Source organism: Streptomyces sp. NPDC005281 (assembly GCF_040607495.1).
Classification (GTDB): Bacteria; Actinomycetota; Actinomycetes; order Streptomycetales; family Streptomycetaceae; genus Streptomyces.
On sequence record NZ_JBEXGX010000018.1, the window covers coordinates 81,426 to 104,154 of the forward strand.

The following is a 22,729-nucleotide window of genomic DNA, read 5'->3' on the forward strand; positions in this document are numbered from 1 at the left end:
CCGGGCCGGCCGCCTCGGGTCAGCGCCGGTGTGTGACCAGGGACGTGGAGAAGCCGTCGCCGCCCGAGCCGTTCCCGCCGTCGTCCGAAGCGAAGACGACGACGAGGACGAACACGCCGACGGCGAGGACCAGGCCGACGGCTCCGCAGATGACTCCCGCCAGCGCCTGCCCGGCGTTCGTGGCCTCTCCCCGGCGGGCCTTGGCCCCGCCGATCAGTCCGAAGATCACCGCGAGGACGCCCAGCACGATCGCCAGCGGCCACACGATGAACAGGACCGCCGCGATGATGCCCAGCACGAGCCCGGCGGTTCCCAGCCCGTTGCTCGGCATGGGCCGCGTGACGGGCCAGCCGTATCCGTGTGCGCCCGGATAGCCGGCGCTCGCGGGAACGCCGGGGTACTGCGGGTAGCCGTATCCGTACGGGAGACCAGGACCGCCGGGGGCGACGGGCGGCGGAGGGACGGGCTCGCCGGGAGCGGGCTGCGGGTAGGGGGTGCGGGCGGGCGGCGCGGCGAAGGGGCCGTGTCCCGTCGGCGCGGCGAAGGGGCCGTGTCCCGTCGGCGCGGCGAAGGGGTTGTCCGACGGTGGGGCGAAGGGGTTGTCCGACGGTGGGGCGAAGGGGTTGTCCGACGGTGGGGCGAAGGGGTTGTCCCAGGGGGGACCGCCGGGGTTTCCCGGTCCGGGCGGGACCGGCGCGCCGGGCAGGGAGGTGATCGCCGGAAGGCCGTACGCCGGAGGAGGCGTGGCGCTTCCCCGTACGGTCTCCCCGGGCGACGCGATCTCCTCGGGCGACGCCCACGGGTTGAACTCCGATTCCCGTTCGACGTCCCGCTTCCCGAGGGAGACCCGGGCATCGGGGCCCGGAGCGGCGAAGGACATGGAACCCTGGGCGGGTACGGACCCCTGGGCGGGTACGGAGCCTTGGGCCGGCACGGAACCCTGGGCGGGCAGGGAACCCGGTGTCGCTGCGGGTGTCGCGTGGTCCGGGACGGGAGCGGATGCGCGATCCGCTTCGGGTATCGCGTCCGCCACGGGACCGGAGTCCGGCGCGGTGCCCGCCCCGGACGACCCGCTCGGCTCAGGGGATCCGCTCGGCGTGGACATCGGGTTCGCCCCGCCCGGCGGAGCCCACGCACCCGCGTCGCGTGGGGCTGTCGGCCTCTGGGCGTCGTCGGACATGCGCGAAGTCCCCTCTCTCGTACGTTCCGTCATGCTACGGCCCACGCCACTCCCCCGATCTCCGTCGTACGAGGATCCGCTCGTCCCGCGCGACCGTCGGACGGACAACCCGCTCGTCGTACGCGCCGGACACCGGGCCCCGACCGCGGGGGCCGCCTACGATGATCCCGAACCGTCGATCAGCCGATCACCCGCGTCCCGCCGAACACGGCCCGGGGACGCCGTTCCGGGGAGGAACCCGTTGACCGAGCACATCACCGCCCGCGACGACGCCCGCGACCTGGGCACCTTCATCGCCGGGCTGCCCAAGGCCGAACTGCACGTCCACCACGTCGGCTCCGCCTCCCCGCGCATCGTGTCCGAGCTCGCCGCCCGCCACCGCGACTCCCGGGTGCCGACCGACCCCGAGGCGCTCGCGGACTACTTCACGTTCACGGACTTCGCGCACTTCATCGACGTGTACCTGTCCGTCGTCGACCTCATCCGCACGCCCGAGGACGTACGGCTGCTGACGTACGAGATCGCCCGTGACATGGCCCGCCAGCAGGTGCGCTACGCCGAACTGACGATCACTCCGTGGTCGTCCACGCGGCGCGGAATCGACGAGCGGGCCTTCATGGACGCGATCGAGGACGCCCGCAAGTCCGCCGAGGCCGAACTCGGTGTCGTCCTGCGCTGGTGCTTCGACATCCCGGGCGAGGCCGGTCTGGAGGCCGCCGAGGAGACCGTGCGGCTCGCGACCGACGACCGGCTGCGGCCTGAGGGGCTCGTCTCCTTCGGGCTCGGCGGCCCCGAAATCGGCGTACCGAGGCCCCAGTTCAAGCCGTACTTCGACCGTGCCCGCGCGGCGGGACTGCACTCGGTGCCGCACGCCGGTGAGACGACGGGCCCCGAGACGGTCTGGGACGCGCTCACCTTCCTCGGCGCCGAACGCATCGGCCACGGCACGAGTTCCGCGCGGGACCCGAAGCTGCTCGCCCATCTCGCCGAGCACGGCATCGCGCTCGAGGTCTGCCCGACCTCGAACATCGCCACGCGCGCTGTCCGCACCCTCGACGAGCACCCCGTCAAGGAGTTCGTGGCGGCCGGGGTGACGGTCACCGTCAACTCGGACGACCCGCCGATGTTCGGCACCGACCTCGACACCGAGTACGCGGTCACCGCGCGCCTTCTCGGCCTCGACGAGCCGGGGATCGCGGAGCTCGCCAAGAACTCGGTGCGCGCCTCGTTCCTCGGCGAGGCGGAGAAGGCCGAACTCGCGGCGGAGATCGACACGTACGCGGCGGCCTGGCTCGCCCTCTGACCCAGCACAATGGCCCCATGCGCAACGTGACCGCAGTCGCCCACCGCGGCGACCCCTATCGCGCCCGTGAGAACACGATCGACTCGCTGCGTTCCGCGCTCCGCCGGGGTGCGGACGCCGTCGAGATCGACGTACGTCTGACGCGCGACCGCGTACCCGTCCTGCTGCACGACGCGACACTCAAACGTCTGTGGGGACACGACCGGCCGCTGAGCTCGGTCTCCGGGGACGAGGTGCGCGGACTCACGGAGGGCGGTGTGCCGACGCTGGCGGAGGCCCTCGGGGCGACCGGTGACAGCAGGGTCATGGTCGATCTGCCGGGTTCGGTGGATGTGAGGGTCGCGCGCGCGGTCGTGGACGTGGTGCGGGCGTGCGGGGCCGGGGAGCGGGTGTACTACTGCGCGGCGGCCCCCGCCATGCTCGCGGTGCGGGCCGCCGACCCGGCCGCGGAGATCGCGCTGACCTGGACGACCCTGGCACCGCCGCGCCCGGGCCTGCTCGACGTCGTACGCCCGCGCTGGCTCAACTACCGCTTCCCCCTGGTGAACGCCGACCTGACGGCCCGAATCCACCGCGACGGCCACCTGGTCTCCGTGTGGACCCCGGACACCCGCCGCTCCATGCGCCGCCTGCTCGACGCGGGGGTCGACTCGATCACGACCAACCGCATCGACGCGCTGACCGCCCTGCGCAGGGACTGAGCGGGGACTGAGCAGAGACTGAGCGGGGCGGCTCTGCCGCTCAAGTCCGGAGCGCGTGCTCCGGACTTGAGCGGCGGAGCCGCCCCGTCCTGGCCTCCGACGGCTCAGGCGCCGCTCTCCCTCAGCATGTCCTCGCGCTCGACGAGCTTCACGCGCTCGCGGCCCTGCGGTTCGCCCAGCGCCTTCTCCGCGGCGTCGAGCCGGTACCAGCCCTCCCACGTGGTGAAGCGGACGTCCCGCTCGCCGAGGAAGGCGTCCACGGCGGCCGGTTCGGGCGAGGTGGGAGTGAGCAGACGGCCGTTGGCGTGGTCGTCGAGCAGGCTCGCGACCGTCTCGTTGGCATCGCCCTTGGTGTGACCGATCAGACCGATGGGACCGCGCCGGATCCAGCCCGTGACGTACGTGGACCGCAGGTGCTCGCCCGAGTCCTCCATCACGCGGCCGGCCTCGTCCGGGACCGTGCCCGAGTCGACGTCCCAGGGCAGCTTGGGCAGACTGTCGGAGAGGTAACCCACCGCGCGGTAGACGGCGGTGACGTCCCAGTCCTTGAACTCGCCGGTGCCCTTGACGTTCCCGGTGCCGTCGAGGGCGGTGCGCTCGGTACGCAGGCCGACGACCTCGCCGTTCTCGCCGAGGATCTCGGTGGGCGACTCGAAGAAGTGCAGGAACAGCTTGTGCGGGCGGTCGCCGGTGTCGCGGATCGCCCAGTTCTCCAGGGTCTTGGCGACCATGTCGGCCTGCTTGTTGCCGCGCCGGGTGGCGATCGAACCCTCGTCGTAGTCGATGTCCTCGGGGTCGACGATGACCTCGATGTTCGGTGAGTGGTCGAGCTCGCGCAGCTCCATCGGGCTGAACTTCGCCTGCGCGGGACCGCGGCGGCCGAAGACGTGGACCTCGAGGGCCTTGTTCGCCTTGAGCCCCTCGTGGACGTTCGGCGGGATCTCGGTGGGCAGCAGTTCCTCGGCGGTCTTGGCGAGGACACGGGCCACGTCCAGCGCCACGTTGCCGACACCGAGGACGGCGACCTTCTCGGCCTGAAGCGGCCAGGTGCGCGGGACGTCCGGGTGACCGTCGTACCAGGAGACGAAGTCCGCCGCGCCGTACGAGCCGTCGAGGTCGAGGCCCGGTATGTCGAGGGCCCGGTCGGCCGTCGCGCCCGTGGAGAAGATCACCGCGTCGTAGAAGGCGCGCAGATCGTCGAGGCTGATGTCGCGCGGGTAGTCGACGTTGCCGAAGAGGCGGATCTGCGGCTTGTCGAGCACCTGGTGCAGGGCGGTGATGATGCCCTTGATCCGGGGGTGATCGGGGGCGACGCCGTAACGGATGAGACCGAACGGGGCCGGCATCCGCTCGAACAGGTCGATGGAGACACCGGGCTCGGCGGCCACTGCGGATTTCAGCAGCGCGTCGGCGGCGTAGATACCGGCGGGGCCGGCTCCGACAATGGCTACCCGCAGAGGGCGAGGCATGATCAGTTTCCCTTCGAGCAGGGGCAGGGGACTCGACGGGAAGCCTAAACTGAGGCAAACCTAAGTCGGTAGGCGGGTCCGGGCTATGACCTCATAAGGCCGACTTATGGCTGCTGAAGGACTGCTTTATGGGTGGCGCCCACAGTGTGCCCGAACCCGCCGGCAACGCGGAACGCCGGAAGCCCGGCCTGCGCCCTCCCGCTACCGCCGGGCCCCCGTGGACGGTGTGGGAACGGCCCCGGTACGGACGGCGGAGGGGCGGGCGGACGCGGTCGCGGAGGTCCCCGAGGCCGGAGTGCGGGTGAAGGTGGGCACGCCGGACGCCCGCGCGGTGGGAACGGGTGCGGTGCTCGGCGCCGAGGTCCGGCCGGCGGCGCCGCTCCCGCCCGACCCGGCACGGCCGGACCCGGGGCCGGTGGGCCCGGGCGACACCGAAGGCGTGGGCGAGGCCGGCGGACCGCTCGCGGGCGGCGGGGCCAGCGGGACCACCGGGGACACCGGCGCCTCGGGTGCGGCCGACCGGAGCGGCAGGGCGAAGACAGCGCCCACGGCACACGCCACCGCCACCCCGGCCGCGGCGCGCAGCAGCCGGCGACGGGACGCGCCCCGGCGGATCGCCTCGTAGTGGCCCGGCGGTGGCGAGAGGTACTCGGACGGGGGCCGCATGATGACGGCGAGCGGGTCGTCGGGGCCGAAGTCCGGGCCGTCGTCAGAGTGTGTGATCAAGACTTCTCCTCAGGTGGGCGCGGAGCAGTTCGCGGGCCGCGTGGAGATCGGCCTTGATCGTTCCTTCCTTGCGCCCGGTCAGCGCGGCCACCTCCCGGATCGGCATGTCAGCGTAGTAGTGCAGCAGGATCGGGACGCGCAGCCGTTCGGGCAGCGACTGCACGAGCAGACGTACGGAGGGATCGGCCTGCTCGTTGCGCGGGCCGACGATCATCTCGGCGGTGGCCCGGCGCACGGCCCGGCGCTCCCGCTCCAGCTTGCGCCAGTGGTCCCGGACGAGGTTGGCCGCCGTGACGTAGAGGAACCCCCGCGGCTCGGCCACGGACGTCCAGCGGGACCAGAGCCGGGTGAACGCCTCCGAGGCGATCTCGTGGGCCGTCCCGTCGTCGTCGACGAGACGGCGGCACCAGCCGGCGAGGCGCGGATAGAGGGCGGCGAACAGCTCGGACGCTGCCTTCTCGCGGGACCCTTTCAACATTCTCCATGGTCGTGACGGTGCCGGAGGGGATGGATCCCGGGCCGCGGGGGTACGGTCCGCGGCCCGGGATCCCGGACAGCCGGCCGGGGGTCAGGGGCTCGCGGAGGTGAGCTCCGCGAACACGATCACGTTGTCGCGGTAGCCGCTCCCGGAACGGGGACCTCCGCAGGTGATGAGCCGCAGCTCCGGGCGGTCCACGTCGCCGTAGACCGCGTCCGCCGGGAAATCGGCCTTGGCGACTGTACGGACCTCGTCGACGGTGAAGTCCGCCGACCTGCCGTTCTCCAGGCGCACCGCGATCCGGTCGCCGTGGCGCAGGCGTGCCAGGCGGCGGAAGACGCCGTCGCCGTACGCGCCGACCGTGACATGACCGAGGATCACCGACGGGCCCTTCTGGCCGGGCGTCGGCGAGTACCGGTACCAGCCGGCCAGATCGTGTGCCGCGATCGGGGGCACCTGCACGCCACCGTCCGGGGCCAGTCCGAGCCGCATCAGCGGGGTGTCGACCCCGATGGCCGGTATCCGCAGCCCGACCGGAACCGAACGCCCCAGCGCGCGCACCGCCTTCGCGGCGGACGGCGAGGCCGCGGGAGCGCCGCCGGACCGTGGCGTCGCCGTCGCACCGCCCGGCCGCGAGTCAGCGGCCGGACCGGCCGGGTGGCCGCCGCAGCCCACGAGCAGCGCGGCCAGGGCCGCGGTGACGAACGCGCGCCTGGAGAGGGACGTCATTCCCCGGTCGCCCGCCGACGGCGTACGACGAAGACGGCCGCACCCGCGGCGACCACGGCGGCGGCGCTCCCGCCGATGAACCCGTACGAGTCCGAGGACGGCGTCGCGGTCGGGGCCACACCGGTGTCGGGCGCTCCGCCCGGCCGGACGGAGACCTGTCCCGAGCCGGCGGCCCGTCCCGAACCCGACGCCCGTGTCGGCGCGACGCTGGGAACGGCGGAGGGTGCCCGGGTCGCGGTGGGGCTCGCCGGGGCCGGGGCGGCGGTGGGGCTGGCCTGGGCCGGCGCGGAGCCACCGCCCGAACCGGTCGAGGGGCGCGGGGAGCCTCCGTCGGCGAACGCGGGCACCGTGCCCACCAGCACGGCGGTGCACGCGAGTGCCGTGGCACTGAAGACGATTCGGCGCATGAAACGCTCTCTTTCCTCGGTCCGCCCGCCTGTGTGAAGGGCGGGCTGCTTACGGATCGAGCGGAGAGACGAGCCGGGGGCGGACGGGGTTGTAAAGGGATGGCAAAGGCGTAAGAGGGGCCGGGAAAGCCGGACTTCGGCGACCCGCGCGGCACCGAGTCGCGCGCCCGGTCACCTCGGGCCGGAGCCCGTCCGCCTCAGTGCTCTCGTCAACCCGCCCTCACGACAGGCTGGTTGACTTCGGGCCATATGCGCGCGGGGTCCGGTTCGCCCTGCATGAAGCGCAGTTGTACGGCCGTCGCAGGCCCGGTAATGCCCGAGTAACGGCGTCTGCCTAGCGTCCGAGCTCCCCCGTACCGATCCTGGAGGAGCACCCCCGATGCACCTGCCCCGACCGCCACGGCGCAGATCCGCCGTATGGACGGCGGCCGCGTTCACCGCGACCGCTCTGGTTTCCGGTGTGATGCCGGCCGTCGCCGCCGGCACCCCGTCCACGGCCACGACCACGACCGCCAAGATCGACTCGTCGCTGCGCAGCGCCGTCGCCGAGGGAGGCGACGCCACCTTCTTCGTCGTCCTCAAGGACCAGGCCGACCTGTCGGACGCCAAGAAGCAGAAGACGCACACGGCGAAGGCCAAGGCCGCCTTCAAGGAGTTGCGCGCCAAGGCCGCGGACACCCAGACGCCGCTCAAGTCCTTCCTCGACAAGAAGAAGGTCGGTCACAAGGACTACTGGATCGCCAACGCGATCCAGGTCACCGGTGACGAGAAGCTGGTGAACGAGCTCGCCGCGCGCCCGGACGTCGCGAAGATCGTCAAGGAGCAGCACTACAAGCTCGACGACATCGAGACGGCCGACAGCTCGGTCACCAAGTCGCGCACCGACTCGTCCGCCGCCGGCGACGACAGCCCGGAGTGGGGCGTCGCCGACATCAACGCCGACGACGTCTGGAACCAGTACGACGACCGCGGCGAGGGCATCGTCGTCGCGAGCGTCGACTCGGGCGTGCAGTACGACCACCCGGACCTGGTCGCGAACTACCGCGGCAACAACGGCGACGGCACGTTCACGCACGACTACAACTTCTACGACCCGACCGGCGAGTGCGGCACCAGCGGCACCCCGTGCGACAACAACGGCCACGGCACCCACACGATGGGCACGATGGTCGCCAAGCACGGCATCGGTGTCGCGCCGAACGCGAAGTGGATCGCCGCCAAGGGCTGCGAGTCCTCCTCCTGCTCGGACGAGTCGCTGCTCGCGGCCGGCCAGTGGATCCTCGCGCCGACCGACCACAACGGTCAGAACCCGCGCCCGGACCTCGCCCCGAACATCGTCAACAACTCCTGGGGCGGCGGCGACACGACGTTCTACCAGGACATCGTCGAGGCCTGGAACGCTGCGGGCATCTTCGAGGCGTTCGCGGCCGGCAACGACGGGGACGGCAAGACCTGCTCCACGGCGCACGCCCCCGGCTCACAGGCCACGTCGTACGGCGTCGGCGCGTACGGCTCCACCGGCGCCATCGCGTCGTTCTCCGGCTTCGGCCCGTCACTGGTCGACGGCTCGGCGAAGCCGAACATCTCGGCACCGGGCGTCAACATCCCGTCCACCTGGCCGGGTTCGTCCTACAACACCATCTCGGGTACGTCGATGGCGACCCCGCACGTCGCGGGCGCCGTGGCCCTGCTCTGGTCGGCGGCCCCGTCGCTGATCGGCAAGATCGACGAGACGCGCGCGCTGCTGAACGAGGGCGCCCGTGACGTCGACGACACCCACTGCGGCGGCACCGCCGGCATGAACAACGTGTGGGGCGAGGGCAAGCTCGACATCCTCGCCTCGGTCGACAGGGCCCCGCACACCGCGGCCACCGTCACCGGCAAGGTCACCGACAAGGCGACCGGCGCGGCACTGCCCAACATCACGGTGAAGGCCACCTCCGCCGGCACCACCCGTACGGTCACCACCGGCACGGACGGCGCGTACCGGCTGCCGCTGCCCGCCGGCACGTACTCCTTTACGTTCGGCGGCTACGGCTACGCGAACGGCTCGGCCACCGGTGTCACCCTCACCGACAGCCAGGCCTTCACGCAGGACATCGCGCTGACCGCGGTGCCCTCGCACAAGGTCTCCGGCACCGTGCTCGACGTCACCGGCAAGGCGCTGCCCGGCGCGAAGGTCGAGCTGACCGGCGCCCCGCTGGACGCCGTCACCACCGACGCCAAGGGCCAGTACTCCTTCGCCAAGGTCTCCGAGGGTTCCTACAGCCTGTCGGTGAAGCCGGCCGCCCCGATTCTGTGCAACGGCGTCTACAACGGCACCGCCACCGTCGGCTCCGCCGACCTGGCCAAGAACGTCCAGGTGCCCAACCGCACCGACAACTCGGCCAACTCCTGCGCCCCCGCCGCCTACGCGTGGATCGCGGGCTCCAAGAAGGTCGCCCTGTCCGGTGACGAGGACGCGGCCAAGGTCACGCTGCCCTTCCCGGTGAAGCTGTACGGCGTCTCGTACTCCTCGGCCTCGGTCACCACCGACGGGCTGGTCAACTTCCTGTCCTCGCGGGTCGGCGACTACAGCAACACCGCGCTGCCGACGACCGGCGCGAACGGCGTCAAGGGCATCGTCGCCCCGCTGTGGGACGACCTGACGCTCGACGGCAAGTCGTCCGTGCAGACCGCCACCACCGGCACCACGGGCAGCCGCAAGTTCGCCATCGTGTGGAACAACGCCGCCTACGCCAACGGCACTTCGGGACGCGCCACCTTCGAGGCCGTCTTCGACGAGGCCTCCGGCGCCGTGACCCTCCAGTACAAGTCGGTCGCCGACAAGGGCGCGGGCGCCACGGTCGGCATCGCCAACCAGAACGGCACCGACGCCCTCCAGTACGCGTACAACCAGTCCGTCCTCACCGACGGCACCGCCATCCGCTTCGCGCAGGGAGCCAAGTGATGAGAGCCCACAACTCGCGGCGGGCCCTGCGGCTCGCCTCCGCGCTGGTCGCGGCCGGGCTCAGCCTGACCGCCGCGCCGCACGCGCTGGCCGCCGACGACGGCGGCTCGGCCATGAAGCTGACCGGCGCCGAGGCCAAGACGCTGGCCGCCAACGTGACCCTCGACCCGTACGACCAGGGTGAGGCCGAGAAGACGATCGAGCCGAAGCCGGCCGACGGCTCCACCACGACGGACTCCGGTTCGGGCGCGACGGACTCAGGTTCCGGCAGCGGCTCCGCTCTGGACGGCACGTCCACCGACGTCGACCCGAACACCAAGGTCACCACGACCTCGACGTCCACGCTGGAAGGCGTGCGCGGCATGGGTGCCACGGTGCCGGTCGGCAAGCACGGCGACTATTTCTCAGTCAACAGCATGGGCTACGTTCAGCGCCACGCCGCCGACGGCAGCGAGACCTGGACCCGCACCAGCAGCTCGTTCTACCCGGACTGGCAGGTCAAGCCGCTCCAGGTGTGGCGGGCCGAGCCGTACCCGGCGCAGATCCTCATGGGCTACAACGCGGTCTCGCCGTTCACCGCCACCTCGGACTCCGGTTACTCGACCGGTGACCTGACCGGCGACGGCGTCCCGGACCTCGTGTTCTCGGCGCTGGTCGGCGCGACCCCGTACCCGCGCGCCTTCTCCTCGCCGGGCTCGGCCCTGACCACCGGCACCTTCGTGACGGTGCTCGACGGGAAGACCGGCACCACGGTCTGGTCGAAGCTCTACAACCACGCCTCCATGGTGAAGATCGTCGACGGCACGCTGCTGATCGCCGACGCGCCCCGGATGAGCTCCGACGCGAAGGTCCCGGCCGCCGCGACGGCCACCCTGACCGGGATCCGCTTCTCGTCCGCGGACGGCAAGCTGACCCCGGCGCAGACCTGGACGTACGACACCGGGGAAGCCGGGCGTGCGAACTGGGGCGACCTCCAGGATCTCGGCGGTGGCAAGGCCGCCGTCTCCTGGAACCTGAGCAAGGCCACCGGCGTCGACGCCCGCGGCCGCACCCTCGTGCTCGACGCGGCCGACGGTTCCGTCGTCTGGCAGACGGACAGCACGATCTACAGCCGTAAGCTCCGCCTGGACGCCGGCCGCAAGCGACTCGTCGCCGTCGAGCAGGCGGACGCCACGGACGCCGTGCGCTACGAGGTCGCTTCCTACGACCTGAAGACCGGTCACCGCACCACGCTGGACGGCCGGGAGAACGTGGTCCCCACCGCCCTGACGGTCGGCGACCTCGGCGGCAGGTCCGGTCAGGAGTACGCCGTCGCGGAGTCCTCGCTCGACGAGAACTACTTCGTCAACGCCAGCACCGTCCGCGTCGTCGACGGCGCCGACCCGAGCACGCTGCTCTGGTCGAACACGATCAAGCGGGACGCCGACAACAACAAGAACGCGCCCAGCGTCTGGGGCCTCGGAGTGGCCGACGGCCGGCTCGTCGCCTCCGCCCAGGACGACCGCGCGATCAACGACCCGGACAACCGCGGAGGCACGCGCTACGCCTCGCTGACCGTGTTCTCCGGCAGGGGCACCGTCAAGTGGCAGCAGAAGGGTGTCGCCGCCGCGCCGATGTACCAGGATCTGTACAGCGACGGCGAGGGCACGCACGTACGCGTGGTCGACCAGGCCGAGAACATCCGCACCTTCAAGCTGGGCAACGGCAAGGCGGAGAACGTCACGCCGCTCCAGGGCGACATCTCCTACGCCAGGAGCGCGGACCTGGACAAGGACGGCAAGTCCGACCTGATCATGGGCGGTTCGTCGAACGGCGTGTGGGCCTACTCCGGTCCTTCGCTGGTCGACGGCTCCAAGCCGAAGAAGCTGTGGCAGGCCACCGTCCCCGGTTCGGTCCACGACATCGAGACCGGCGACGTGAACGGCGACGGCAAGCCCGAGATCGTGGTCGCGGCCGACACGGCGACGGTCGTGCTCAACGGCGCGACCGGCAGGACGCTCGCCACCATCACCGCCGGTGAGGGCCAGTTCGTGCGCAGCGCCGAGCTGGCCGACCTCGACGGCGACGGCAAGCAGGACATCCTGGTGCCGACCGACGCCCTGCGCGCCTACGACGGCTCCGGCCGCGCCCTGTGGACGTACAGCGCCCCGAAGGCCGCCGGCGACGTGCGCTTCACCGACCCGTCGGTGAACGACGGCCAGGTGTACGCGTCGTACGCGAGCCTCGACGCGTTCCAGCTCACCTCGCCCGTCACGAACGCGGTCGCGCTGAACGCCAGGACCGGCAAGGCCAAGTGGTCCGTCGCGCCCAAGGCCCCGGACACCGCGGTCGGCGGCATCCGCTCGGCCATCCCCAACGTGGGCGTCTTCGCCTCCAAGGAGATCCCGTACGCCGACGGGCACGCGGTCGTCTACCTGTGGGGTGTCGTCGCCCCGCTCAAGACCGATGGCGATGACTCGCTCAACCCGCAGAACTACTTCGAGGTCCGCGACGGCCGCACCGGCGAGGTGCTGCACTCCGGGCTCGCGGGCGGTCTGTGGACGCACAACAGCTACTTCGCCAAGGACGGGGTGCTGTACTCGGGCGACACGGCGTCGTTCCGGCGGTACCGGGCCGACGGCGACGACAAGAGGCAGCTCGTCCTGCCGACGACGTTCGGCGGCGGCTTCCTCACCGGTCCCGGCGGGCGTGAGCTCCTGGTCGCCGGTGCCGAGGGCGGCCTGTACGTCTTCGACCCGAGCATCCTCGACTCCGAGGACAGCTGGGCCGACCCCGTCGGCGGCATCCCCACCCTCATGGGCGCCCACAACTACTTCGCGGGCGACCTCGACGGGGACGGTGTCGACGAGGTGGTGTCCCTCAACGCCGACGTCAGCGGCCGGGACCGCATGGTCGGACAGTTCGGCGGCGGCTACTACACGCCCGACAACGGCATCCACCAGGTAAGCGCGTACAAGCTCTCCTGACCCGACCAGATCCCCGGAGCACTCGGACCCCCTGGGCCTCGCCCAGGGGGTCCTCGGCTTGCTCGGTTACAGTTGCGCCCTCATGAACGAGCAGCGAACGGACAGCGCGAATTCGGCCACTCCGCTGCTGCGTCTGCGCCTTTTCGGCGGTTTCACAGCGACTCGTGACAGCGGCCCCGCGCCCGCCGAACGCTGGACCCGCCCCAGCGCCCAGACCCTGGTCAAGCTGCTCGCCGTCGTCCCCGACCACCGGCTCCACCGCGAGCAGGCCATGGACATCTGCTGGCCCGACGCCGATCCGCACTCCGCGACGGGCAGTCTGCGCGTCGCCCTGCACGCCGCCCGCCGCGCCCTCGAACCCGAACTCGCTCCGCGCGCCGCCTCCTCGTACCTGATATCCGACGGCGCCCTGCTGAAGCTGCACCCGGCCGCCGTACGGATCGACGCCGACGACGCCGAGACGGCGGCGCGGACCGCGCTGGCCTCCCAGGACCCCGGCGCGCTCGCCGCCGCCCTGGGCCTGTTCACCGGGGAACTGCTCCCCGAGGACCGCTACGCGAGCTGGGCCCAGTCCCGGCGCGGACAACTCGTCGCCCTGCGCGAGCAGGTGCAGCTCGCGCTCGCCGCCGCGCACCTGGCACAGGGCTCACTCGCCGAGGCGGTCGCCGCGGCCGAGCAGGTGCTCGCCGCCAGCCCCGCCGAGGAACTCGCCCATCGCATCCTCATCGACGCCGCACTGCGCCAGGGTCTGCGCCGCCGTGCCGTACGCCAGTACCACGTGTGCCACGAGGTCCTCTCGACCGAACTGGGGGTACGGCCGGGCCCGGAGACGGAACGGCTGCACCGAGCCGCCCTGGCCGCGGCACCCGCCCCCCTCCCGACCGCCCAGCCGCTCCCCGCACCGCTGCGGGCCACCCGCACCGGACCTCCGCTGCGGGGCCGCGCCGCCGAGCTCCAGCGGCTCCTCACGGCGGACGGACCGCCCGTCACCCTGCTCAGCGGCGAGGCGGGCGTGGGGAAGACCCGCCTGGTGAGCGAGGTCGCCCGGCGTGCCGGCGCGCAGGGCACGGCCGTGCTGTGGGGCGGCGGCCAGGACGCCGAGGGGCACACCCCGTACGGGGCGTTCGCGGAGGCGCTGGAGGGCTGGCTCGCCGGGCACAGCGCGGCCGAGCGGGCCCGGGCCGGCGCCGAGTACCCCGAACTGGCCTCGTTCCTGCCCTCGCTCGGCCAGGTGGGAACCTCGGGCGAGCGCAGTCCCGAGGAGGAACGGGACCGGCTGTTCCGGGGGATCACGGCACTGCTCGGCGACCTGGCAGCGGCACACCCGGTGCTGGTCGTCCTCGACGACCTGCACGCCGCCGACACCGGCACCTACCGGCTGCTCGGCCATCTGGCACGCCGGGCCGTGGAGCGGGGCACGGCCCTGCGGTTCCTGGCGACGTACCGCGAGGAGGAACTGCCCGAGGGCGACACGCGCCGCTCGGCCGTGGCGTCACTGCTGCGCCGGCGTCACGGCGTACGCGAGGAGCTGGGCCGGCTCGACAAGGAGGCGTGCCTGGCCGTCGTACGCGACGCGGCCGCGGACGGGTCACAGCCGCGGTCGCAGCCCGGGGCGCAGTCGGGGTCGGGGTCGGGGTCACCGTCGCAGTCGCAGTCGCAGTCGCAGTCGCAGTCGCAGTCTCGCGAGGACCGGGTGCACCGTGTCTGGGAACTCTCCCTCGGCAACCCGCTGTTCGCCCTCGAACTCGCTCACGGCCTGGACGGCGAGGACACCGGAACCCTCGCCCCCGAAGGTGTACGCGGGCTGGTCGCCGACCGTCTCGTACGGCTCGACAGCGACGCGCGCCGTGTCGTCGAGGCGCTCTCCGTGGCGGGCGGCGACATCGCACTGTCCGAACTGCTCGACGTCGCCGAACACGGACTGCGTCCCCCGGTGGCCGGAGCCGCGGCGGCCGACGCCCTGGAACAGGCCATCGCCGCCTCGCTCGTCGAGGAACGGCCCGTCGTGGTGGCCGGACGGTCCGAGGACGGGCTCGCCTTCCGGCACCCGCTGGTCCGCATCACCTGCTACGAGGGGCTCTCCACCCTCCGCCGCAGACAGTTGCACGGCGCGTTCGCCCAGGCGGTGGAGCGGCGCCGGCCCGACGCCGTCGACACCCTGGCCTCCCACTTCGCGCGCGCCGACGACCCGCGCGCGGCCGACTATCTGCGCCGGGCGGCCGAACGGGCCGCGGCCCTGTACGCCAACGACACCGCCGACCGCTACTACCGGGACCTGGTGGCCCGGCTGGACGTCGACGCGGCCCGCGCCCGGCTCGCCCACGCCCATGTCCTGCGCAGAATGGGCCACTTCGAGCAGGCGGCCGACGCCCTGCGGCTCTCGCTCGCCGAGTTCGAGCGGCGCGACGAGCACGACGACGCGGTCCTCGCCTCGGCGCTGCTCGCCGAGACCCTGGCAAGGACGAGCGCCCCGGCATCCGCCCGCCGCACGCTGCGGGAACACCCGGTGACCGCGGACACCGGGCCGGAACCGGCCGCCAGTCACTTCCTCGCCCTGTCCGTGGTCCGCTGCGTAAAGGGTCACTACACGGCTGGGGCCGAGGCCGCCCGGCAGGCCCTGAGCGCGGCACGGAACGTGCCGGGAGCGTCCGGCCAGAGGCTGGTGGCGCGCGCCTTCGCGATGCAGGCCGCCAACCTCGGGCTCGCCGGCCGCTTCGACCAGGCGCGTGACGCGGGCGACCAGGCACTGGCGCCGGCCGAGGCGTACGGGGATCCGACCCTGCTCGGCTCGGTCCTGTCGATGCTGCGCGAGAACGCGCGGCGGGCCGGCAGGCTGCGCGAGGCCGTGGAGACCGGAACCCGCGCGCTCGGCCTCGCCGAACGGTCGGGCGATCCGACCGCCGCCTCCTTCGAACGCGCGAACCTCGCGGAACTGCGGCTGCTGCTGGAGGAACCCGGACCCGCCCGCGGCCTCGCGGAACAGGCGGTCGCGGGCGCGGAGGCGTACGACGCCTGGTGTCTTCCGTACGCCCTCGCGACGCTGGCCCGGGTACGGGTCTTCGCGGGAGCGGCGGAGCAGGCGGTGCCTCTCCTGGACCGCGCGGAGGCCGTCGCCGCCGAGCTCGGGGACCGGCAGGCCGAGCACGAGGTGCGCACGGCACGGGCCGAACTCGCGTTGCGCACGCGCCGCCCGGAGCACGCGCTGCGCGCCCTGGAGGGGCACACCGAGGACGCGCCGGTCCTGGTGGCCTGGGCGGAGTTCCTGTCGGGGCGGACCGAGGCCGCGCTGCGGATCGCGCACGCCGAGGCGGCACGGGCCGAACGCACCGGCGAACGTCTCGCCGAGGTGGAGGCGCGGATCGCGCTCGGCACGTCCCTGTCGCGGCTGGCCCGGACCCGGGAGGGCGCGAAGGAGCTGAGCCGGGCCGAGTCGCTCGCCGGCGCGCTGCCCTATCCGGCCGGGGCCCGCCGGCTGGAGCGCGCCCGGGACCTGCTGCGCGAGCAGTAGCACGCCTCGGCGTGTCCGGTCCGATGCCGGCGGCCCCGGGTCACAGGCCCGCGATCGCGTTCCAGCGCTTGGCGAACTCCGTGCGTTCACCGGCGGTGATGTCGCGGGCGATCGCGAGACGCCTCCGCATGGTCGCGTCCGGGAAGATCAGAGGGTCCTCGGCGAGGGCTGCGGTGTCCTTGTCCTTGGAGGAGGCGAGGACGTCCTGGGCGGCGGGGACCGGACAGACGTAGTTGACCCAGGCGGCGAGCTCCGCGGCGACCTCCGGCTCGTAGTAGTAGTCGATGAGCTTCTCCGCGTTGGCCTTGTGCCGGGCCAGGTTGGGGATCATCAGCGACTCGGCCCAGAGCTCGGCGCCCTCCTCGGGGACGACGAAGCGGATGTCGGGGTCGTCGGCCTGGAGCTGGATCACGTCGCCCGAGTAGGCCTGGCAGGCCAGCACGTCCCCGCCGGCCAGGTCCTTGATGTAGTCGTTGCCGGTGAAGCGGCGGATCTGGCCCGCGCGCACCTGCTTCTCGACCTGGTCGCACACCTGGTGGAAGTCGTCGGCCCGCCATTTCCTGATGTCGACGCCGTTGGCCTGCATGAGCAGGGCGAACGCCTCGTCCAGGCCGGACAGCAGGGTGACCCGGCCCTTGAGGTCGTCGGCCCACAGATCGGACACGTGCCTGATCTCGCGGCCGACCTTGCGGCGGTTGTACGCGATGCCGGTGATGCCCGACTGCCACGGCACCGAGGACTTGCGGCCGGGATCGAAGGCGGGCGAACTCAGCAGCGGGTCGAGGTATTTGGCGACGTTCGGCTGCCGGGACCGGTCCATCTCCTGGACCCAGCCGAGCCTGACGAACCGGGCGCACATCCAGTCGCTGATGACGATGAGGTCGCGGCCGGTCCGCTGGTGGTTCATCAGCGACGGACTGATCTTGCCGAAGAACTCGTCGTTGTCGTTGATCTCCTCGATGTAGTCGACGGAGATCCCGGTGCGCTTCTCGAAGGCTTCAAGCGTCGGCCGCCGTGTGGTGTCCTTGTCGTCGGTGTCGATGTACAGCGGCCAGTTCGCCCAGTTGAGCCGCTTGTCCGTGGCGGAGAGGTCGGCTCCGGTACGGTCGCCCGGGCCCACGTACGCCGCCGGTACCCCGCATGCCGCGAGCGCTCCGAGCGTGGCACCGCCGCCCAGGGCTCGCAGCAGGGACCGGCGGGACGGGGGCGAGGTCTTCCGATTCACTGGCACGCGCGAAGCATGCCGACCCCGGCCGGGTCGGGACAATGGACGCTGCGTCGATCAGTCGCCCGCCGACCCGACACCCTGTCGATCCGTTTCCGTGCGCGGCACCGCGCACGGCGGGAACGTGACCCGCACCGACAGGCCGCCCAGCGGACGGGGCCACGCCTCGACCGTCCCGCCGTGGGCGGTGGCGACGGCCGTGACGATGGACAGGCCGAGCCCCAGGCCCTCACGGGACGGGCCCTTCCCGCGCGGACGCGTCCGGGTGTGCGGGCGGGTCCGGTCCGCGCCCAGTCGCCGGAACGGCTGGAAGAGTCCGGCCACCTGGTCGCGCGGGATCACCGGGCCGGAGTTGTCGATCCACAGGACCGGCCGCCCGGCCTCCGTCCCGGTCCACAGGCGGACCCAACTCCGCTCACCGTCGGGGTTGTTGTGCCGTACGGCGTTGTCCGTGAGGTTGACGACCAGCCGCTCGATCAGCTGGGGATCGCCCAGCACGGGCGCATGACCGAGGTCGGCCCGAACGTGCGGCCCCTCGTCGGGGGACCCGAGGCCGGCCCCAAGGTGCGGCCCCTCTTCCTGGGACCCGAGGCCGGCCCGCACCTGCGGTCCCTCGCCACGGGAGCCTGTGTCCACTTCCGCGCCGTCCGGCAACCGGCCCCGCACCAGTTCGGCGAGGTCGGTGAACTCCCTGCGCTGGAGCCCGCGTTGGCTGCGGGCGAGGGTCAACAGGGCGTCGATGAGACGCGCCTGTTCCTGTCCGGCGGCGCGAACACGCAGGCACGCGGCCCGCAGACTCTCCACCGAGGCCGCGGGATCGGCGAGCGCGACATCCACGATCGCCTGCTGGAGCGTGAGAGGAGTGCGGAGTTCGTGCGACGCGTTGGCGACGAACTGCTTCTGCGCCTCGAACGCGCCCTCCAGCCGCCCCAGCACGACGTCGAACGTGTCGGCCATCGCCTTCAGTTCGTCCTCGGGACCCGGCACCGCCAGCCGCTGGCCGAGGTTGTCCGCGGAGATCCGGCGGGCGGCGGCGGTCATCGTACGCAACGGCGCGAGGACACGTCCGGCCATCAGCCGGCCAAGGGCCACGGAGGCGAAGGTCATCACGGCGAGCGCGATGCCCGCCTCGACGAGCAGCTGGTGCAGCTGATCGGCGCGCAGGGCCTCGGCGTACATCGTGAGCGTCGGCGGATCGGGGGTATAGCCGTCGCCCCCGGGCAGCCCGGGGGCGACGGACGAACCGACCGCCGTCGAGGGCGCGGCGCGTGACGCCAGCAGGTAGGTGAAGCCGAGCAGGGCCGCCCCCGCCGCCATGAACAGCGCGCTGTAGAGCAGGGTCAGCCGCCAGCGGATACTGCGCGGCACGAACCACCACCGGACGTTGCGCGGGGCGAGCCGCCACCGAACGTTGCGCGGGGCGAGCCGCGATCGCACACCGCTCGGGAGCTCCCGCCCGCGTCGCGTCCGCGGATCTCGCCACCAGCGGCGAGCGTGCGGTGCGGGTCGCGGCTGCGGGTCGTACAGGGCCGACCTGCTGCGGGAGATCCGCACAGCCCGCCACCAACCGCGACCGTGCGGTTCCGGCCGCGGGTGCGGGTCGTACGGAGCCGACCGGCTGCGGGTGGTCCGCACAGCCCGCCACCAGCGGCGACCGTGCGCTGCGGGCGGCGGGTGCGCGTCGTACGGGGTCGGGCCGGTCGCGCCGGCGGGGCTGTCCGTCATGCGATCCGGTACCCCGCCCGGTCCACCGTCGCGATCAGCTGCGGCTCCCCCAGTTTGCGGCGCAGCCTGCTCACCGTGACCTTCACGGTCTGGCTGAAAGGGTCGGCCGCCTCGTCCCAGGCCCGCTCCAGGAGTTCCTCGGTGGAGACCACGGCGCCCTGCGCGGCCAGCAGGAGTTCGAGCACGGCGAACTCCTTCGGGCTGAGGGCGAGCCCCGAACCGCTCCGGGTCGCCTGCCGCCGCGCCGGGTCGAGCCGCAGTTCACCGCGGACCAGGACAGGAGGCAGCGCGGGCTGCGCACGCCGCGCCAAGGCCCGTATCCGCGCGACGAGTTCGGCGAAAGCGAACGGCTTGGGCAGATAGTCGTCGGCACCGAGACCGAGCCCCACGACCCGGTCGGCCACCGTGCCGGACGCGGTCAGCATCAGCACCCTCGCCCGGCTGCCGCCCGCCGCGAGCGTCCTGCACACCTGGTCGCCGTGGACGCCGGGCAGGTCGCGGTCGAGCACGACGACGTCGTACCCGTTGACCGCGGCGCGCTCCAGCGCCGTGGGACCGTCCGGCGCGAGATCGACCGCCATGCCCTCGCGGCGCAGCCCGGCGGCCAGGGTCTCGGCGAGCTCTTCATGGTCCTCGACCACCAGCACACGCATGGCGGCCAGTGTGACGGGCCGGCGGTTACACGCGGATAAGCGTCTCCTGGGCGAGGACCTGCCCCGGCCCGGGCCCCGCACTCCGCCCCTACCGTGCCGCCCCGGCGGCCCCCGTCTCCCTGTTGACGCGCGATAAGGACCGCCGTTCCCGTGCCGTAACCGCCGGCGGGCTTGTCTGGAGCACGGCACGGCAGCACGCATCCCGCCGCGCGGCGTCCTGGTACGACGCGACGCGGCACGGCGGTGCGCCACCGTGCTCCACCGCATCCCACCCGGCGGCACCGCCGCCCGTCCCCTGGAGGAAGCCCATGCGTGCATCGGCCACTCGGCCACAACGACTCGCCCTGGCCTGCGCCTTGATCTCCGCGGCCACGCTCGGGACCGTCAGCGCCTCGGCCGCTTCGGCGTCCGACAGGTCCGACGTGACGACGGCGAAGACGACGGCGGCGGCGGGGACCGCCACGTCGGCCCGGCTCACGCGGCACACGACCGGCAAGCCGCCGAAGGGCGGCCTGCCGCCCGTGGGAGCCGTGCCGGCCATCGGGTACCGGCCGACCGCGCACGCGCCCGGCGACGTGAACACCGCCGACGACGCGTTCGCGGCCTGCATGCGCGGCCACGGCCAGAAGATCTTCCCGGTCTTCCACGCCTCGAAGGACGAGCGGGGCCGCATCCGGTTCAGTGTGCGGATGAGTGCGTCCAAGGGATTCGACCCGACGTCCAGGAGCTACCGGGCCGCGGTGAAGACGTGCTCGCCGGTCCTGAAGAAGGCCGGCGTCACCTTCTCTCCGGGAGCCGGTCTGCCTCCGCTGCCCGTTCCCGGCAAGCCCGGCAGGCCCGGCACCGGATCCGTCGGAGGCTCCGTCGGAGGCTCCGTCGGCGGGTCCGTCGGCGGGTCCGTCGAAGGCTCGGGCGAGCTGCCCGGATTCCACACGGAGAACGGGAGGTCGGCGGGCGCACCCGACGAGCCCACGCTCGCAGGCGTGACCGAGAGCGCCTGACCCGGCGCGAAGGGGAAAAGCGCGGCCCCGGCCGGGATCAATTCCCGTCCGGGGCCGCGTGGTTCATGCGAGCGGAGAGCGAACTCCGCCCGGCCGCCCGGCGGTCAGCCGTCCAGCGACGTCATCACGTGCTTGATGCGCGTGTAGTCCTCGAAGCCGTAGCCCGACAGGTCCTTGCCGTAACCGGACTTCTTGAAGCCGCCGTGCGGCATCTCGGCGACCAGCGGGATGTGGGTGTTGATCCACACGCAGCCGAAGTCGAGGGACTTGGACAGGCGCATCGCGCGGCCGTGGTCCTTGGTCCACACCGAGGAGGCCAGCGCGAAGTCGACGCCGTTGGCCCATTCGATGGCCTGCGCCTCGTCCGAGAAGGACTGGACGGTGATGACCGGGCCGAAGACCTCGTTCTGGATGATCTCGTCGTCCTGCTTGAGGCCGGAGACAACCGTCGCGGCGTAGAAGTAGCCCTTGTCGCCGACCTGCTTGCCGCCCGCCTCGACCTTGGCGTGCGCGGGCAGCCGCTCGATGAACCCGGAGACCTGCTTGAGCTGGTTCGGGTTGTTCAGCGGGCCGTAGAGCACGTCCTCGTCGTCCGGCTGGCCGGTCTTCGTCTCGGCGGCGGCCTTGGCGAGCGCGGTGACGAACTCGTCGTGGATGGAGTCCTGGACGAGGACGCGGGTGGCGGCCGTACAGTCCTGGCCGGCGTTGAAGAAGCCCGCGACCGAGATGTCCTCGACGGCCTTGGCGATGTCGGTGTCCTCGAAGACGACGACCGGGGCCTTGCCGCCCAGCTCCAGGTGGACGCGCTTGACGTCCTTGGACGCCGACTCGGCGACGGAGATGCCCGCGCGGACGGAGCCGGTGATGGACGCCATCGCCGGGGTCGGGTGCTCGACCATCGCGCGGCCGGTGTCGCGGTCGCCGCAGATGACGTTGAAGACGCCCTTGGGCAGGATGCCGCCGAGGATGTCGGCGATCAGGACGGTGGAGGCGGGGGTGGTGTCCGAGGGCTTCAGGACGACCGTGTTGCCCGCCGCGAGGGCCGGGGCGAACTTCCACACCGCCATCATCATCGGGTAGTTCCACGGCGCGACCTGGGCGCAGACGCCGACCGGCTCGCGGCGGACGATCGAGGTCATGCCCTCCATGTACTCGCCGGCCGAGCGGCCCTCGAGCATGCGGGCGGCACCCGCGAAGAAGCGGATCTGGTCGACCATCGGCGGGATTTCCTCCGACCGGGTCAGACCGATCGGCTTGCCGGTGTTCTCCACCTCGGCCGCGATCAGCTCCTCGGCGCGCTCCTCGAACGCGTCCGCGATCTTCAGGAGTGCCTTCTGGCGCTCGGAGGGGGTCTTGTCCCGCCACTCGGGGAAGGCCGCGGCGGCGGCCGCCATCGCGGCGTCGACGTCCGCCTGGCCGGAGAGCGGCGCGGTCGCGTACGCCTCGCCGGTCGCGGGGTTGACCACCTCCGTGGTCCGTCCATCGACGGCATCGCGGAACTCTCCGTCGATGTAATTGCGCAGACGACGCAGCTCGGTGCTCACTGCCCGGCCCTCCTGTCGGATGTACAACGACCCAGGTGTCCACTACCTGAGATGCCTGAGTCCCCACCCTAATCCGTGGCGCCGCGTTTTCAACACCCCCGAACGGCCCAGAACTGCGAAATCCGCAAGACACGTACCCGTAAACAACGAATTTCATCGCCCGA

At 72.4% G+C, this 22,729-nt stretch carries 15 protein-coding genes and 1 pseudogene; 6 read left to right on the forward strand and 10 right to left on the reverse strand.

The window, feature by feature from the left end:
- Positions 1-19: 19 nt before the first annotated feature.
- The gene (locus ABZV42_RS24750) at positions 20-880 is read right to left on the reverse strand and encodes a DUF4190 domain-containing protein (RefSeq protein ID WP_356053602.1); all 861 of its coding nucleotides are present in this window, start codon (positions 878-880) and stop codon (positions 20-22) included.
- Positions 881-1,334: 454 nt separating this feature from the next.
- Between ABZV42_RS24750 and ABZV42_RS24755 the strand changes: the two are divergent.
- Together ABZV42_RS24755 and ABZV42_RS24760 are read left to right on the forward strand one after the other, a co-directional pair.
- Positions 1,335-2,483, forward strand: a pseudogene (locus ABZV42_RS24755) (adenosine deaminase); the annotation flags it as partial.
- Between the two features lie 17 nt (positions 2,484-2,500).
- Complete coding sequence (locus ABZV42_RS24760; RefSeq protein ID WP_355986328.1) at positions 2,501-3,184, forward strand: glycerophosphodiester phosphodiesterase; 684 nt, start codon at positions 2,501-2,503, stop codon at positions 3,182-3,184.
- Positions 3,185-3,288: 104 nt separating this feature from the next.
- Here ABZV42_RS24760 and ABZV42_RS24765 read toward each other — a convergent pair whose 3' ends face one another.
- The 5 genes from ABZV42_RS24765 to ABZV42_RS24785 all read right to left on the reverse strand — a co-directional run bounded on the left by ABZV42_RS24765 (position 3,289) and on the right by ABZV42_RS24785 (position 6,993).
- A complete protein-coding gene (locus tag ABZV42_RS24765) occupies positions 3,289-4,653 on the reverse strand; it encodes an FAD-dependent oxidoreductase (protein WP_355986326.1) in 1,365 nt (454 codons plus the stop codon).
- A 201-nt stretch (positions 4,654-4,854) separates the two neighbouring features.
- Positions 4,855-5,379: a hypothetical protein gene (locus ABZV42_RS24770; protein ID WP_355986324.1), complete on the reverse strand. Its 525-nt coding sequence runs from the start codon at positions 5,377-5,379 to the stop codon at positions 4,855-4,857.
- Complete coding sequence (locus tag ABZV42_RS24775; RefSeq protein ID WP_355986386.1) at positions 5,363-5,854, reverse strand: RNA polymerase sigma factor; 492 nt, start codon at positions 5,852-5,854, stop codon at positions 5,363-5,365. The genes ABZV42_RS24770 and ABZV42_RS24775 overlap by 17 nt, the downstream gene beginning before the upstream one ends.
- Positions 5,855-5,947: 93 nt before the next feature.
- The gene (locus ABZV42_RS24780) at positions 5,948-6,586 is read right to left on the reverse strand and encodes a class F sortase (protein ID WP_356053604.1); all 639 of its coding nucleotides are present in this window, start codon (positions 6,584-6,586) and stop codon (positions 5,948-5,950) included.
- Entirely contained in the window at positions 6,583-6,993 is a 411-nt protein-coding gene (locus ABZV42_RS24785) for a sortase-dependent protein (RefSeq protein WP_355986320.1), read from the reverse strand. Before ABZV42_RS24785 ends, ABZV42_RS24780 begins: the two co-directional genes overlap by 4 nt.
- 379 nt (positions 6,994-7,372) lie before the next feature.
- On the opposite strand from ABZV42_RS24785, the gene ABZV42_RS24790 reads away from it, so the two are divergent.
- The 3 genes from ABZV42_RS24790 to ABZV42_RS24800 all read left to right on the forward strand — a co-directional run bounded on the left by ABZV42_RS24790 (position 7,373) and on the right by ABZV42_RS24800 (position 16,417).
- Positions 7,373-9,943: a S8 family serine peptidase gene (locus ABZV42_RS24790; RefSeq protein WP_356053606.1), complete on the forward strand. Its 2,571-nt coding sequence runs from the start codon at positions 7,373-7,375 to the stop codon at positions 9,941-9,943.
- Positions 9,943-12,909, forward strand: a complete 2,967-nt coding sequence (locus ABZV42_RS24795; RefSeq protein WP_355986316.1) for a VCBS repeat-containing protein — start codon at positions 9,943-9,945, stop codon at positions 12,907-12,909. Before ABZV42_RS24790 ends, ABZV42_RS24795 begins: the two co-directional genes overlap by 1 nt.
- Before the next feature lie 82 nt (positions 12,910-12,991).
- A complete protein-coding gene (locus ABZV42_RS24800; protein ID WP_356053608.1) occupies positions 12,992-16,417 on the forward strand; it encodes an AAA family ATPase in 3,426 nt (1,141 codons plus the stop codon).
- 40 nt (positions 16,418-16,457) lie between these two features.
- Here ABZV42_RS24800 and ABZV42_RS24805 read toward each other — a convergent pair whose 3' ends face one another.
- The 3 genes from ABZV42_RS24805 to ABZV42_RS24815 all read right to left on the reverse strand — a co-directional run bounded on the left by ABZV42_RS24805 (position 16,458) and on the right by ABZV42_RS24815 (position 20,020).
- Complete coding sequence (locus ABZV42_RS24805) at positions 16,458-17,648, reverse strand: spermidine/putrescine ABC transporter substrate-binding protein (protein ID WP_355986312.1); 1,191 nt, start codon at positions 17,646-17,648, stop codon at positions 16,458-16,460.
- Between the two features lie 51 nt (positions 17,649-17,699).
- Positions 17,700-19,010 (reverse strand): ATP-binding protein, encoded by a 1,311-nt coding sequence (locus ABZV42_RS24810; RefSeq protein ID WP_355986310.1) that lies wholly within the window; start codon positions 19,008-19,010, stop codon positions 17,700-17,702.
- Between the two features lie 353 nt (positions 19,011-19,363).
- A complete protein-coding gene (locus ABZV42_RS24815; RefSeq protein ID WP_355986308.1) occupies positions 19,364-20,020 on the reverse strand; it encodes a response regulator transcription factor in 657 nt (218 codons plus the stop codon).
- Positions 20,021-20,328: 308 nt separating this feature from the next.
- Here ABZV42_RS24815 and ABZV42_RS24820 point away from each other — a divergent pair, with 308 nt between their 5' ends.
- Entirely contained in the window at positions 20,329-21,021 is a 693-nt protein-coding gene (locus tag ABZV42_RS24820) for a hypothetical protein (protein WP_356053610.1), read from the forward strand.
- A gap of 104 nt (positions 21,022-21,125) precedes the next feature.
- On the opposite strand, the gene ABZV42_RS24825 is transcribed toward ABZV42_RS24820, so the two are convergent.
- The gene (locus tag ABZV42_RS24825; RefSeq protein WP_355986304.1) at positions 21,126-22,565 is read right to left on the reverse strand and encodes a gamma-aminobutyraldehyde dehydrogenase; all 1,440 of its coding nucleotides are present in this window, start codon (positions 22,563-22,565) and stop codon (positions 21,126-21,128) included.
- Positions 22,566-22,729 lie beyond the last annotated feature (164 nt).